The 13,049-nt window shown below is 70.0% G+C and carries 13 protein-coding genes; 9 read left to right on the top strand and 4 right to left on the bottom strand.

Annotated features, from left to right (window positions below):
* Positions 1–18 precede the first annotated feature (18 nt).
* Both QO011_RS19755 and QO011_RS19750 read right to left on the bottom strand, forming a co-directional pair.
* A complete protein-coding gene (locus tag QO011_RS19755; RefSeq protein ID WP_307275624.1) occupies positions 19–1,110 on the bottom strand; it encodes an ROK family transcriptional regulator in 1,092 nt (363 codons plus the stop codon).
* Positions 1,111–1,199: 89 nt separating this feature from the next.
* Positions 1,200–1,853 carry an SGNH/GDSL hydrolase family protein gene (locus QO011_RS19750; RefSeq protein WP_307275311.1) on the bottom strand — a complete coding sequence of 218 codons (654 nt, stop codon included), beginning with the start codon at positions 1,851–1,853 and terminating at the stop codon, positions 1,200–1,202.
* A gap of 350 nt (positions 1,854–2,203) precedes the next feature.
* Between QO011_RS19750 and QO011_RS19745 the strand changes: the two genes are divergently transcribed.
* From QO011_RS19745 to QO011_RS19700, 9 genes are all read left to right on the top strand, one after another.
* On the top strand, positions 2,204–3,283 hold the full coding sequence (locus QO011_RS19745) for an ABC transporter substrate-binding protein (RefSeq protein ID WP_307275308.1): 1,080 nt from the start codon (positions 2,204–2,206) through the stop codon (positions 3,281–3,283).
* Between the two features lie 59 nt (positions 3,284–3,342).
* Positions 3,343–4,854, top strand: coding sequence for a sugar ABC transporter ATP-binding protein (locus tag QO011_RS19740; protein WP_307275306.1), 1,512 nt, complete (start codon positions 3,343–3,345; stop codon positions 4,852–4,854).
* Positions 4,855–4,864: 10 nt separating this feature from the next.
* Positions 4,865–5,812, top strand: a complete 948-nt coding sequence (locus QO011_RS19735) for an ABC transporter permease (RefSeq protein WP_307275303.1) — start codon at positions 4,865–4,867, stop codon at positions 5,810–5,812.
* Positions 5,813–5,822: 10 nt separating this feature from the next.
* The gene (locus QO011_RS19730) at positions 5,823–6,791 is read left to right on the top strand and encodes an ABC transporter permease (RefSeq protein WP_307275301.1); all 969 of its coding nucleotides are present in this window, start codon (positions 5,823–5,825) and stop codon (positions 6,789–6,791) included.
* A 28-nt stretch (positions 6,792–6,819) separates the two neighbouring features.
* Positions 6,820–7,587, top strand: a complete 768-nt coding sequence (locus tag QO011_RS19725) for an alpha/beta hydrolase (RefSeq protein WP_307275300.1) — start codon at positions 6,820–6,822, stop codon at positions 7,585–7,587.
* 96 nt (positions 7,588–7,683) lie between these two features.
* The gene (locus QO011_RS19720) at positions 7,684–8,814 is read left to right on the top strand and encodes an aminotransferase (RefSeq protein WP_307275299.1); all 1,131 of its coding nucleotides are present in this window, start codon (positions 7,684–7,686) and stop codon (positions 8,812–8,814) included.
* Positions 8,815–8,911: 97 nt separating this feature from the next.
* A complete protein-coding gene (locus tag QO011_RS19715; protein ID WP_307275298.1) occupies positions 8,912–9,646 on the top strand; it encodes a hypothetical protein in 735 nt (244 codons plus the stop codon).
* 33 nt (positions 9,647–9,679) lie between these two features.
* Positions 9,680–10,417, top strand: a complete 738-nt coding sequence (locus QO011_RS19710) for a hypothetical protein (RefSeq protein WP_307275295.1) — start codon at positions 9,680–9,682, stop codon at positions 10,415–10,417.
* A 161-nt stretch (positions 10,418–10,578) separates the two neighbouring features.
* Positions 10,579–10,890, top strand: coding sequence for a HigA family addiction module antitoxin (locus tag QO011_RS19700; protein ID WP_307275292.1), 312 nt, complete (start codon positions 10,579–10,581; stop codon positions 10,888–10,890).
* Positions 10,891–10,908: 18 nt separating this feature from the next.
* On the opposite strand, the gene QO011_RS19695 is transcribed toward QO011_RS19700, so the two are convergent.
* Positions 10,909–11,820 (bottom strand): RDD family protein, encoded by a 912-nt coding sequence (locus tag QO011_RS19695; protein ID WP_307275290.1) that lies wholly within the window; start codon positions 11,818–11,820, stop codon positions 10,909–10,911.
* Positions 11,810–12,850, bottom strand: coding sequence for a stage II sporulation protein M (locus tag QO011_RS19690; protein WP_307275288.1), 1,041 nt, complete (start codon positions 12,848–12,850; stop codon positions 11,810–11,812). Before QO011_RS19690 ends, QO011_RS19695 begins: the two co-directional genes overlap by 11 nt.
* Positions 12,851–13,049: the final 199 nt, after the last annotated feature.

The raw sequence follows: 13,049 nt of genomic DNA, 5'->3' as shown, positions 1-13,049 counted from the left end.
AGGGCTGCCACTGACGTCTCACTCCACCATGAAGCGCGAGCTGAAAGGCAGGCTGGCCGCGCCGACAGCCTTGGGCCGGTTGCCGACGCTGCTGGCCAGAGCCTCGATGTCAGGCAGCGCCTGCTTCAGGTCGTCGCAGAGCAGCCGACAGACCGCGGCCGGAATGAACGAGGACAGGACGATGGTCCGGACCTCGACGAACTGCGACAGGGCGGCGATCGACTGACGCAGCCGCTCCGTGCAGCTCTCGCGCCAGGCCTCGAAGACGCTGCCGAGGTCCGGCCAGTCCGACGCGCGCTCCCAGAGCGTGTCCGTCGGGCCGCCGGCGCGCGCGAGCTCGCGCTCGAGGTTGAGGACGCCGACCTCGAAGCTCAGGCCCGAATTGCCGTGATAGATCTGGTGATTGAGGATCAGGCGGCTGTGCAGGCGGGCGCCGAGATAGAAGAAGAGATAGTCGTTCAGCGATCTTGCCACGCCGAACAGGCTCTCGGCCCCCGCCGCCGCGGTGATGTCGTTCTGGACGAAGACCGGCAGGCCCAGCGCCTGCTCGATGCGGCGGCGCAGCTCGGCGAGGCCCGTGCCGCCGTTCGTCGAGGCATCGGCGGGCGCCTGGCCCTCGGGGATCGCCAGCCCGATCCCGGCGATGCGCCCCCGCAGGTCGGGCGGCAGGGCGGCGGCCGCTTGCGTGACGGCGCCGAGCAACGCTGTGCCGTCGTCGCAGGCGTCCAGCAGGGTCGACGCGAGCACCGTCTGGAACCGGAGCCGGCCGACGAAGTCGATCAGCACGACCTCGGTTCTGCGGAAGCCGAAGCTGACGCCGACCGCATAGGCGCCGCCGGGGTTGAGCGACACGGGAAAGGTCGGCGGCCCGACGCGTCCGCGCTGGGCCTCGCCCTTGGCGACCAGGCCCTCCTGCTCGAGCGAGCGGACGATGACGGAGACCGCCTGGGCCGACAGGCCCGTGCGTTCGCCGATCTCCATCCGCGAGATGTCCTGGTTCTGCAACAGCAGGGAGAGGACGAGCCTCTCGTTGTAGCTGCGCACGCTCAAGGCATTGAGCCCGCTCGCCCGGTCGGCGATCCGCAGCGGGTTGGGTGGCGCAAAGCGCATGTCAGGCACGGGCAAGCCCTCGACCGCCGCGCTGCCTGCCCCGGCCGCAGCCGGGCTCCGTCGCGGGCACGGCTCCGCCCGCTGTCGGCTCAGCCCTTCTCATGCGACCAGCCGATTGCTTCGACCTCCCGGGCCAGCGCCCGGCCGAGCGCGTCGTGCGCCGCGGCGTCGAGATGGAAGCCGTCCGCCTCGCTGCAGCGGGCGACCTGGCCGGCGTCGAAGAAGTGCACCTCCAGCGAATCCGCGATGATCTCGAACTCCAGCGCCAGCCGGTGCGATTTGGCCTGCGCGCCCGAGAAGATCGATTCCCATTCCTTGATGTCGTCGAGCATCGGCGGTGGCGCGACGAGCATGATCTCCGGCATGGTGCCGCCCGGCCCCGGCGCCAGTTCCTTGATGTCGTGGACGAGGCAGCCCATGCCCATCGCCACCTCGGACGGCGGCTTGTTGAAGCGGATCTTCAGGTCGTTGGTGCCGAGCATGATGATGACGAGGTCGAGCGTGGCGTGGCTCTGCAGGCAGGGGCGCAGATAGGTCCGGCCGTTCTTGTGCGCGCCCTCGATCGGGTCGTCGTGCACCGTGGTGCGACCGCTGAGACCTTCCTCGACGACGTACCAGCCCGGGCCGAGCTGGGCGCGCAGCACGCCCGGCCAGCGCACGGCCGGGCCGTAGCGGTCGAGCGGTCCTTTGCCCGGGATCTGCCCGTGGGTGTTGGAGTCGCCGTAGCAAAGTACCGAGCGCATGCTGTCGAGTCCTGGTCGTTCCCCGCCTCTCGGACGCGTCGGGGTCGAGCCCGGCGCGCGGCACCGTGAGCATGCCAAGGCCGGACGGGCCGGGCAAGCGCCGGAGAAATAATCATTCAACATGAATAACTATTGACAGGCGCATCGGCTCGATCATTCTAGGTGGCAACGGGCCGCCGGAACGCGGCACGGGCAGGAGCGGCGCAGCGCCGGCCGGGCAAGGCCGCCTGCAGCTGCGCGGGAGGGGTCGTCGTCCGCCACCGCGGACGCGGAACGCAAAAGAACCGGACAAGCCGTACCGCCCGCTTCGGGCGGCGGGAGAGGCTTGTGCAAAAAAGGGAGGGAAATCGATGCAGCCACTTGCCAAGATGGCGTGCCGGGCCGTGCTCGCGGCATGCGTCCTGTTCGGCGGCCCGGCCGCCTTTGCCGAGGACGTGCACCTGATGAACGGCGTGGTGCCGCGCGAGGGAGACAATCCGCTGACCAAGCCGGATGCCTTCAAGAAGGCGCCGCCCTGGAAGATCGGCATGAGCCATTTCGGCCTCAGCAACACCTGGACGATCCAGATGGCCCACGACGCGGAGGCCGAGGCTGCACGCAACCCGAGCATCGGCCAGTTCCTGTTCCGCAACGCCGATCTCAGCCAGACCAAGCAGGTCGCCGACATCGAGGACCTGATCGCCCAGCATGTCGACGCGCTGATCGTGACGCCGCTGACCCCGACCTCGGCCGATGCCGGCATCAGGAAGGCGGTGGCGGCGGGCATTCCGGTGATCGTCCACACCGGCCTCACCGAGACCGACGCCTATACCGTCGATCTGCAGGGCGGCGGCGTCTATTTCGGCAAGGTGATGGGCGACTTCCTGGTCAGGCAGCTCGGTGGCAAGGGCAGCATCTGGGTGCTGCGCGGCGTGCCGTCCCATCCCGAGGACATCAACCGCTACAAGGGCCTGGTCGAGGCGCTGAAGGGCACCGACATCAAGATCGCCGCCGAGGACTACGGCAACTGGGAATATGACGGCGGCAAGAAGCTCTGCGAGACCTTCTATCTCAACAATCCCGACGTGCAGGGCATCTGGTCCTCGGGCGCCGACATGGCGCGCGCCTGCGTCGACGTCTTCGAGCAGTACGGCGCGAAGATTCCGCCGATCACCGGCGAGGGCAACAACGGCTTCTTCAAGCTCTGGCGCGACAAGGACCTGACCTCGATCGCGCCCGAATACGGGCCGGAGCAAGGCGCGGCCGGCGTGCGCGCGGCGGTGGCGCTGCTGGAAGGCAAGCAACTCTACAAGCGCTACGTCTACAACCCCGAGCCGATCACGGTCGACAAGCGCAACCAGTATATCCGCGACGACCTTTCCGACGCCTACTGGTTCCCGACCGCGCTCTCGGACGAGAAGAAGCAGGAATACTACGGCGTGAAGAAATAGCCGGCGCGCAGGGCGCGCGGGCTGTCGCGCGTCCTGCCCGGTTCGCGGGGAGGGGCCAGATGACCACGAGCATGATCGATATCGCCGGCGTATCCCGCAGCTTTGCCGGGACGCAGGCCCTCGACAGGGTCTCCCTCGCCGTCGCCGCCGGCTCGGTCCATGCCGTCACCGGCGAGAACGGCGCCGGCAAGTCGACGCTGATGAAGATCCTCGCCGGGGTGGTGCGCGCCGATGCCGGCGAGGTGCGGCTCTCCGGACAAAGGGTGGATTTCCACGCGCCGGCCGATGCCGTGCGCGCCGGCGTCTCCACGGTGTTCCAGGAGTTCACCCTGATCCCCAACCTGACGGTGGCGGAAAGCATCTTCCTCGGCCGCGAGCCGCGGGGGCGCTGGGGCGGAGTCGACGCCCGTGCCCTGCGCGAGGGCGCGCGCGCCGCCCTGGCGCGGCTGGGCTGCGCGCTCGATCCCGACGGGCTGGTGCGCCATCTCACCGTCGCCGAGCAGCAGATGGTCGAGATCGCCAAGGGCATCTCCGCCGATGCCCGGGTCTTCATCTTCGACGAACCGACGGCGGCGCTCAACACGGCCGATGTCGACAAGCTGCGTCGCGTCATCCTTGGGCTGCGGGCCGCGGGCAAGACCATCCTCTACATCTCGCACCGGCTGCGGGAGATCTTCGACATGTGCGACACGGTCACGGTCCTCAAGGATGGCCGGCACGTCGCCACCCGGTCGACGGCCGCCATCGACGAGCACGGGCTCGTCGCCCTGATGGTCGGCCGAGAGCTGTCCGACTTCTATCCCGGGCGGGGGCGGGAGCCCGGGCCGCCCTGCCTCGCCGTCGAGGCGCTCGTCGCCGGCGCCCAGGGCCGGCCCGTCGGCTTCACCTTGGCTCGCGGCGAGATCGTCGGCCTCGCCGGCCTCGAGGGCCAGGGCCAGCGCGACATCGCCCGCGCCATTGCCGGCATCATCCCGCGCCGCTCGGGACGCATCGCCAAGTTCGACCGGCGGGGCGGCGCCGTCGACCTGCCCGCCGACGCCTCGGTCGCCGCCGCCCTGGCGCAGGGCATCGGCTTCGTGCCGGAGGACCGCAAGGGCGAGGGCCTGTTCCTCGACCTCGGCATCGCCGAGAACGTGGCGCTCGGGGTGCAGACCGGCCGCCCGTTCTGGGCCCGCGCGCCCGATACGCGCGCCGCGATCGAATCGATGATGCGCCGGATGAACGTGCGGGCGCGCAGCACCCAGGTGCTGGTCGGCGCCCTCTCCGGCGGCAACCAGCAGAAGGTGCTGATCGGCCGCTGGCTGTCCTCGGGGGCGGACCTGCTCGTGGTCGAGGAGCCGACCCGCGGGGTCGACGTCGGCGCCAAGAGCGAGGTCTACAAGCTGCTGCGCGGCTTTACCCGGGACGGCGGCGCCGTGCTGGTGCTGTCGCGCGAGATGCCGGAGCTGATCGGCCTGTGCGACCGGCTGCTGGTGGTGCACGGCGGCGGCGTCGTCGCCGAGATGCCGGCGGCGGAGGCGACCGAGCACCGGATCCTGCACGCCGCCATCGGCTCGCGGCAGGCGGCATGAGGAGCCGGCCATGATCTTTCTCTCCGCGATCCTGCCGGCGCAGAGGAATTCCCGCGCCGGGCCGTGGTACCTGGTCCTCGGCTTCCTCGTCGTGGTCGTGGCGGTCGTCTCGCTGTCGGCGCCGCTGTTCGTGACGGCCGGCAACCTCTCCAATGTCGCGGCGCAGGTCGCGCCGCTGCTGATCAGCGCGGTCGGCCAGACCTTCGTCATCATCGCCGGCGGCCTCGACCTCTCGGTCGGCGCGCTGATCAGCCTGACCACCGGCTTGCTCGTGCTCGACCTGCCGTCCTGGGCGGTGGTCCTGCTCGTCCTTGCCGTCGCGGCAGCCGTCGGGGCCGTCAACGGCATCGGCGTCGCCTGGCTCAACGTGCATCCGATCATCATGACGCTCGCCTCGATGAGCATGGTGCAGGGCGCAGCGCTGCTGGTCCGCCCCGTCCCCGGCGGCACCCCGCCGGCATGGGTCTCGCTGGCGGTGGCGGACGACATCCTCGGCGTCCATGCCGCCATCCTTTGGATCGTCGCCTTCTCCGGCCTGGCGGCCGTGCTGCTCTACCGCACGCGCTTCGGGCTCCACCTCTTCGCCCTCGGCGGCGACCAGGCGAGCGCCGGTCTCAACGGCGTCCCGGTGCGGCGCGACATCGTCCTGGCCTACATGCTCTCCTCGCTCTTCGCCGCCGGCGCCGGCGTCTTCCTGGCCGGCCGCATCGCCTCGGGCGACGCCAATGTCGGCACCGTGTTCGGCATCGATTCCATCACGGCCGTGGCGCTCGGGGGCACCTCGCTGTCCGGCGGCGTGGGCAGCCTCGTCGGCACCATGCTCGGCGCCGTGATCGTCGGCGTCATCGGCAACGGCATGAACCTCATGAACGTCTCCGCCTTCCTGCAGACGGTGATCAAGGGCGCGCTGCTGCTCGCCGTGGTCTGCATCCAGCGGCGCAGGACGATCGGGCTTTGAGATGAGCGCGATGACCGAAGCCTCCGCGGAGCCGAGCCCGCTGCCGCCACGGCGCTGGGGCCGGCGCATCCTCGCCGTTCCGCCGTCCTACATCGTCCTCGTCGTCGTCCTCGTCGCGCTGGCCGCGGCCAACCCGAACCTGATGAAGCCGCAGGTGCTGCTCACCTTCATCCGGCAGGCTGCCCCGCTGGGCTTTGCCGTGCTCGGCCAGTCGCTGGTGATGCGCGTGCGCTCGATCGACCTTTCGATCGGCGGCATCTTCATCCTCACCAACTATGTCATCACCGCCGGCATGCTGTCGGACTGCCCGCCGGCGGTGCTGATCCTGGTCCCGCTGGCGATCGGCTTCGTGGTCGGGCTCGTCAACGGCGTGCTGGTCGCCGTCGTCCGCGCCTCCGCCGTGATCGTCACGCTGGCGGTCTCGATCATCCTGACCGGCCTGGTGCTGTTCCTGGCCAGCGGCCGGCCGCCGGGCAAGGTGCCGGTGGAGCTGCGCGCCATCTCCAACGCCCATATCGATATCGTGCCGGTGCCGGTCCTGCTCTGGCTGGCGGCGGCGATCCTGGTCGCCCTGCTGCTGCGCTACCTGATCTATGGCCGCTTCATCGCCGCCATCGGCTCCAACCCGCGGGCGGCCGAGCTTTCCGGCCTGCCACTGCCGCGCGTCGTCGTCGTCACCCACGCCCTGTCGGGCTTGCTGACCGCGGCCGGCGCGGTGCTGTTCACCGCGGCGCTCGGCATCGGCAGCGTCAAGTTCGGGCCCGAGCTCATGATGAACTCGATCGCCGCCACCATCCTCGGCGGCGTCACCTTCGGCAGCGGGCGCGGCGGCGTGGCCGGTCCCTTCGTCGGCGTCGTCGCCTTCGCGCTCCTGTCGACCCTGATGACGGTGTTCGGCATCCAGGAGCCGGGCAAGCTGATCGTCCAGGGCGCGGTCATCGCCGTCGCCGCCGTCATCCACGGCATCAAGACACGCTGAATCCATCCGAACCGGGAGGCAGGCCCCCATGACACCCGAAGACTACCGTGCGGGCGGCCAGCCCTTCACGCTCGAAGGAAGCGAGATCGGCGTGCTCCTGTCGCACGGCTATACCGGCACCACCTCGGGCATGCGCTTCCTCGGCGACCATCTCCACCGCACCGAGGGCTGGACCGTCCACGCGCCGCGGCTCGCAGGCCATGGCGACACGCCGGCCGCCATGGCCAGGTCCACGGCGGCGGACTGGATCCGCTCGCTCGAGCACGGCCTCGATCGATTGAGCGAGCGGTGCAGCACCATCTTCATGGCCGGCCTCTCCATGGGCGGCTGCCTCACCCTCTACATGGCTGCCCGGCATGCCGACCGGATCAAGGCGGCGGTGCCGATCAACGCCTGCCTCTATTTCGGCGGGCCGGACCTGGCGGCGCTCGCCTATGCCGAGGACGCGCCGGACTACGTCGTCGGCGTCGGCAACGACGTGAAGGACCCCGGGGTGGTCGAGGTCGCCTATCGCGAGATCCCGGTGCCGACCATCAAGGAGATCTACGCGCTGATGAACGTCACCCGCGATCTCCTCTCAAGGGTCGTCTGCCCGACGCTGGTCATGGTCTCGCCCGAGGACCATGTCGTGCCACCGGCCAATGCGCGCGACATCCTGATCGGGATCGGCGCGAAGGACCGACGCCAGCTCGTGCTCGACAATTCCTATCACGTCGCCACCATCGACTTCGACAAGGAGGTCATCGCCGAAGAGACGCGGCGCTTCTTCAAGGAGCAGATCCGGCAGGGAGCGTGAGCGCCCGTCGGCCGGGGCATCGCGACGCCGCAGATGCGTCGCCGCGCGGAACGTGCTCAAACAGGGCCGGCCCGCGCCAGCCCTGTGGAGACCGGCATGCACATCGCCCCGTTCGGCGTCGAGATCTGGATGAACGAATTCGAGACGCGGTGCGAGCTCAACCTCGCCGAGACCTGCGTCGAGAGCCTGACCGTCGCCGAGCTCCTCGCCCTCGCCGGCCGCAATCATGCCGATCTCGCCGAGCTCCTGCCGATGAAGCTCACCTATGGCGCGATCGAGGGCTCGGACCGGCTGCGCGATGCCATCGCCGGCCTCTACCATCGGCAGCGGCGCGACAACGTCGTCGTGGCGCACGGCACCATCGGCGCCAACGCCCTGGTGCACCAGGCGCTGGTCTCGCGCGGCGACCGGGTGGTCTGCATCGTGCCGACCTATCAGCAGCACTATTCCATTCCCGAGAGCATCGGCGCCGAGGTCGTGCTCCTTCGCCTGCGCGAGGAGAACGGCTTCCTGCCCGACCTCGCCGAGCTGCGCGATCTCGCCGGGCCGGGCACGCGGCTGATCGCCATCAACAACCCGAACAATCCGACCGGCGCGCTGATGGACCGGACCATGCTGGAAGAGATCGCCGCGATCGCGCGGAAGCGCGAGGCCTGGATCCTCTGCGACGAAGTCTATCGCGGCACCGACCAGGACGGGGAGGGCATGACCGCCTCGATCGCCGACATCTACGAGAAGGGCATCAGCACCGCCGGCATGTCGAAGGCCTTCTCCCTCGCCGGCCTCCGGCTCGGCTGGGCCGTCGGCCCGCGGGCCATGGTCGAGGCGGTGCTGCGGCACCGCGACTACAACACCATCTCGGTCGGCATGATCGACGACTTCTTCGCCACCCTCGCCCTGGAGAACCGCGACAGGGTGCTGGCGCGCAGCCGGGCGATCACCCGCGGCAACCTTGCCATCCTGGCGGACTGGGTGGCGCGCGAGCCGGCGATCGCCTGGGTGCGCCCGCGCTCGGGCACGACGGCGCTCCTGAAATACGATCTTCCCATGCCCTCGCGGGATTTCTGCATCGCCCTGCTGGAGGAGACCGGCGTGCTGTTCACGCCCGGCTCGGCCATGGCGATGGAGGGCCATGTCCGGATCGGCTATGCCAATACGCCGGCCATCCTCGAGGCGGGCCTGGCACGGGTGTCCGAGTTCCTGGCGCGGCGCGCCGGCCGGCTCTGAGCGCGCCGCATCGGGTGTGCGTTCCCGCACAGGGCCGCAGGCCCTGGCGGACCATGATCGCCGGCACGGGCGGGCGACATCCCAGACGGGAGGACTCATGACCGATCTCAGCTATCCCAGCGCCGAGTCCGGCGCGTTCCGCATCGGCTCCGCGCTGGCCCGGGCGATCGGCGTGCTGCGCCGGCGCCCCGGCCCCTTCCTGCTGCTGGCCGCCGCGGCGGGCCTGCCCATGCTCCTGGTCGGCCTTTCCGCCGATCCGCAGCGGGCTTTGCATGGGCCCTTGTGGCTGGCGATACTGGCGCAGATGGCCATCGGCTTCCTCGCCCAGGGCGCCATGGTGTACGGGGCGTTCCAGGAGATGCGCGGCCAGTCCTTCACGCTCGGCGAATCCATCGCCAAATGCCTCGGCCATATCGGGCCGCTGCTCGGGGCGGCGCTCCTGGTCTCGCTGGGCATCATGCTGGGCCTGGTGCTGCTGATCGTGCCCGGCCTGATGGCGATGATCGCCTGGTTCGTGGCCGCGCCGGCCTGCGTGGTCGAGCGCCTCGGTGCCAGGGACAGCATCAGCCGCAGCGCCGCGCTCACCAAGGGCTATCGCTGGCGGGTCTTCGGCCTGGTGCTCGTCTTCGAGGCCATCGTGCTGGTGCCGATGTACCTGGCCTCGTATATCCTGGGCCATGTCGCCGGGCCGCTGTCGGTCGTCGTGCTGCAATATCTCTTCCAGGTGGTCGGGGGCTCGCTGGCGGCGATCCTCGCCGCGGTCGTCTATCACGATCTCCGGCAGATCAAGGAAGGCATCGACCTCGACCAGATCGCCGGCGTGTTCGACTGAGGCCCGCATGCGGGCGACAGCACCGGAGAGGCGATGACCGAGCTTGCCCATGCCGCCGTCGGCGCCGCCGGGGAGCTGCGCATCGGCGAGCTCATCGGCCGCACCGGCCGCCTGCTCGCCCGGCGCCCGCTGCGCTTTCTCGCCCTGGCCGCGATCGGCGGCGCACCGGTGCTGCTCCTCAGCCTGCCCGGCGCGTCGGAAACCGTAACCTGGAGCGGCGTCTGGATCGCCCTTGCCGTGCAGACGCTGCTGGGCTTCCTCGTCCAGGGCGTCACGGTGCACGGCGCCTTCCAGGAGATGCGCGGCCGGCCCTTCACCCTGGTCGGCTCGGCCGCGCCATGCCTGCGCCACGCCCTGCCGCTGCTGGTCGCGGCGGTGCTGACCACCGTCGCCACGGCCGCCGGCTTCGCCGCGCTGGTATTTCCCGGCTTCATGGCGACCACGGCCTGGTTCGTGACCGCGCCGGCCTGCGTGGTCGAGCGTCTCGGCCCGATCGCCAGCATGGAGCGCAGCGCGGCGCTGACGCGCGGCTATCGCTGGAAGATCTTCGCCCTGTTCCTGATCGTCGGCGCCGCCGAGCAGCTCACCGTCCAGCCGCTCCCCGACGTCCTCGGCGGGGTGGTCGACCCCACGGTTGCCAATCTCCTGCAATATGGCGTGCAGACCCTGTGGAGCAGCGTCGATGCCGTGCTGGCGGCGGTGGTTTACCACGCCCTGCGCGCGGTGAAGGAAGGCATCGACCTCGACCAGATCGCCGGGGTGTTCGATTGAGGCTCGGTGGCGCGGCGTGGCACGATGTAAGCCATATGTATCGACGCCAAGATGCATGATCGCATCCTTCGTCGTCTCGATCGCCTTGAAGTCGCTGCATCGGCCGAGGACATGAACGTCCCTGGTTTCGACTTTCACGCCCTCAGGGGAGGAGACTCGCAGTGACTGAATGTGCCGCCCATCGCAATCCCGACCGGTGTCCCTCGCATCCCGGCGAACTGCTCCGTGAGGACATCATTCCCGCGGCCGGGAAGACGAGGACGGAGATTGCCGATCTGCTCGGCATCTCGCGGCAGCATCTCTACGATATCCTCCGCGAGAGGAAGCCCGTCTCCTCGACGGTGGCCGTGCGCCTCGGCAAGCTCTTCGGGAACGGTGCCGGCATCTGGTTGAGGATGCAGGCCGCCCACGATGTCTGGCACGCCGAACGGGAAGTCGACGTCAGCCGGATTCCGACGATCCGGGCGGCATAGAGGGGCTGCGCGTCTCCTCTACCCATCCGTCGTCTCGCCCGCCTTGGAATGCTTGTCGGCCTTGTGCCGGCCGAACAGGCGGGCCCGCTCCAGCTCCGCCCGCTCCGCGGCGTAGAAGGCCTTGAGGAAGGCCGGCGCCTCGCCCGGGCGCACCGGCTCGGTCCAGCCGATCTTGCGGCAGATCTTGGTGCAGACGTCGTCGAGCAGGCGGCGCGTCTCGGGCGAGTCCGGGCGGCGCAGCAATTCCTCCAGCACCTGCAGCTCGAAGGCGCCGTAGGCCGCGAGCTGGCGGCTGGAGAAGGCGTAGGGCGTCGTCTCCACTGCGAGGTCGCCGAGCAGGGCGCGCCGCGGCAGGGCGATCACCATGGTGCCGCCGATCAGGTCGCCGGCGCGCAGGTGGTCACGGTTGAAGAAGGGCAGGCAGGAGATCAGCGCCACCCAGGCGAAGTCGCAGAGCTTCTGCCAGAAGGCCGTGCCCTCGCCGGTGACGGAGAGGCTGAGGAGCAGGCCGATCGGCAGGAAGATCTCGACCTCGCGGGTGAGGTTGCGCGCGATCAGCGCCGCCGGGGTCAGCGGTCCGCCCTGGCGATCGATCACCCTCAGACCCATCAGCTTCTTGCCGGGCGTCGAGCCCTGCCAGGCGAGCTCGAAATAGACGAAGTAGAGGTTGCGGACGATGAAGGCGATGAACAGGATCGCCGTGATCGCCACCGCGCTGGTGACGCCGTGCAGGATCGCCAGCAGGATGCCGAGATAGAGCAGGATCGTCACCGCCAGCCACAAGAGGAAGTCGATGGCGAAGGCGCCGACGCGCTCGCCGTGGTCGGCGACCTCGACCTCGAGCGCCACGCCCTCGGGGCTGACGATCTCGCGCAGGTTGCGCTGGCGCCCGCCGAGCAGCCGGGCGATGCGGTCGGTGTCAGCGGCCATCGGCGCTCCTGCCCCGGCCCGAGAGGAAATAGGCCAGCCACAGCACGGCCGTGACCGCGGCGAAGGCGAAGCGCCCGTCGGTGGTGGCGACGAGCTGGCGCAAGCCACCCTCGATCAGCCCGGCGATGAAGAACAGCAGCACCGCCCCCGCCGCGATGCCCGCGGCGGTGCGCCCGTGCCGCGCCAGGCTGTCGAGCCGCGTGGTGCGGCCGGGGAACAGCACCTTCTCGGCCAGCACGAGCCCGGCGCCGCCGCACAGCACGATGGCGCCGATCTCGGTGACGCCGTGGATCGAGATCCAGCCGAGGAAGTCGACGAGCAGGCCGCGATTGGCGTGCAGCGCCATCATCGCGCCGATCAGCACGCCCTGGTAGATCAGCAGGAGCATCGTCGGCACGCCGGCGGCGATGCCGAGGCCGAAGGCCATGATGCCGATCACCGTGTTGTGGCGGAACAGGAAGTTGGCGAAGACGATGAAGGCCTCCGAGAAGCCCGGCCAGGGCGCGAAGAGCTCGCCCGTGCGCAGGTCGGCCGCCGTGCTGGCCGGCCCGCGCCCGCCGGACAGGGCCTCGGGGATGAGGGCGGTGAACCAGTCCTCGTCCGCCGCCACCAGCATGTAGCCCGCCAGCACGCCGGTGAGGATGGCGAGCGCGGCCACCAGCATATGCCAGCGCGCGCCGCGCACTGCTGCCGGAAAGTCGCGGACGAGGAAGCGGCGCAGGCTCTCCAGGATGCCGGCCCGCGGCCCGTAGACCGCGAGATAGCCGCGCAGCGCCAGGTTCTCCAGATAGGCGAGCAGGTTGCGGTCGAGCGCGATGCTGCGCGCCACCGAGAGCGAGGACAGGGTGGCGCGATAGGCGAGCGGCAGGCTCTGCAGCTCCTCGGCCGAGAGGCTGGCGATGCCGCGCTTCTCCACCCGCGTCACGAGGTCGTCCAGCCGCCGCCAGCCCTGCTCGCGGCCCTTGCGAAACTCGGCGCTGCGCAGGACGAGGCGCGGGCGGGGATCGTCGAGGGAGGAGGAGACGGTCATGGGCGGGGACCCTGGGCAGGGGCGATCGCGGAGCGCCGTCGCCCGCTGGGACGGAACGACAAGCCAAAGCTGGGCAGGAGAGGGCGCAAGAGCCTTCTCCACCGAAGGTGGGGAAGGTGCCCATGCGGAGCATGGGCGGATGGGGTGTGGCGGGCAAGGCTCTCCACCTGCAGGTTCTGCCCGAGCCTTGTGCAAGCCG

Origin of the sequence: Labrys wisconsinensis (assembly GCF_030814995.1) — a bacterium.
GTDB lineage: Bacteria > Pseudomonadota > Alphaproteobacteria > Rhizobiales > Labraceae > Labrys > Labrys wisconsinensis.
This window is presented reverse-complemented; position numbering and strand designations above follow the sequence as displayed.

Coding starts and splice junctions, on each gene's coding strand:
- QO011_RS19755 (WP_307275624.1), bottom strand. CDS start 1,110: ATGCGCTTTGCGCCACCCAACCCGCTGCGGATCGCCGACCGGGCGAGC.
- QO011_RS19750 (WP_307275311.1), bottom strand. CDS start 1,853: ATGCGCTCGGTACTTTGCTACGGCGACTCCAACACCCACGGGCAGATC.
- QO011_RS19745 (WP_307275308.1), top strand. CDS start 2,204: ATGCAGCCACTTGCCAAGATGGCGTGCCGGGCCGTGCTCGCGGCATGC.
- QO011_RS19740 (WP_307275306.1), top strand. CDS start 3,343: ATGACCACGAGCATGATCGATATCGCCGGCGTATCCCGCAGCTTTGCC.
- QO011_RS19735 (WP_307275303.1), top strand. CDS start 4,865: ATGATCTTTCTCTCCGCGATCCTGCCGGCGCAGAGGAATTCCCGCGCC.
- QO011_RS19730 (WP_307275301.1), top strand. CDS start 5,823: ATGACCGAAGCCTCCGCGGAGCCGAGCCCGCTGCCGCCACGGCGCTGG.
- QO011_RS19725 (WP_307275300.1), top strand. CDS start 6,820: ATGACACCCGAAGACTACCGTGCGGGCGGCCAGCCCTTCACGCTCGAA.
- QO011_RS19720 (WP_307275299.1), top strand. CDS start 7,684: ATGCACATCGCCCCGTTCGGCGTCGAGATCTGGATGAACGAATTCGAG.
- QO011_RS19715 (WP_307275298.1), top strand. CDS start 8,912: ATGACCGATCTCAGCTATCCCAGCGCCGAGTCCGGCGCGTTCCGCATC.
- QO011_RS19710 (WP_307275295.1), top strand. CDS start 9,680: ATGACCGAGCTTGCCCATGCCGCCGTCGGCGCCGCCGGGGAGCTGCGC.
- QO011_RS19695 (WP_307275290.1), bottom strand. CDS start 11,820: ATGGCCGCTGACACCGACCGCATCGCCCGGCTGCTCGGCGGGCGCCAG.
- QO011_RS19690 (WP_307275288.1), bottom strand. CDS start 12,850: ATGACCGTCTCCTCCTCCCTCGACGATCCCCGCCCGCGCCTCGTCCTG.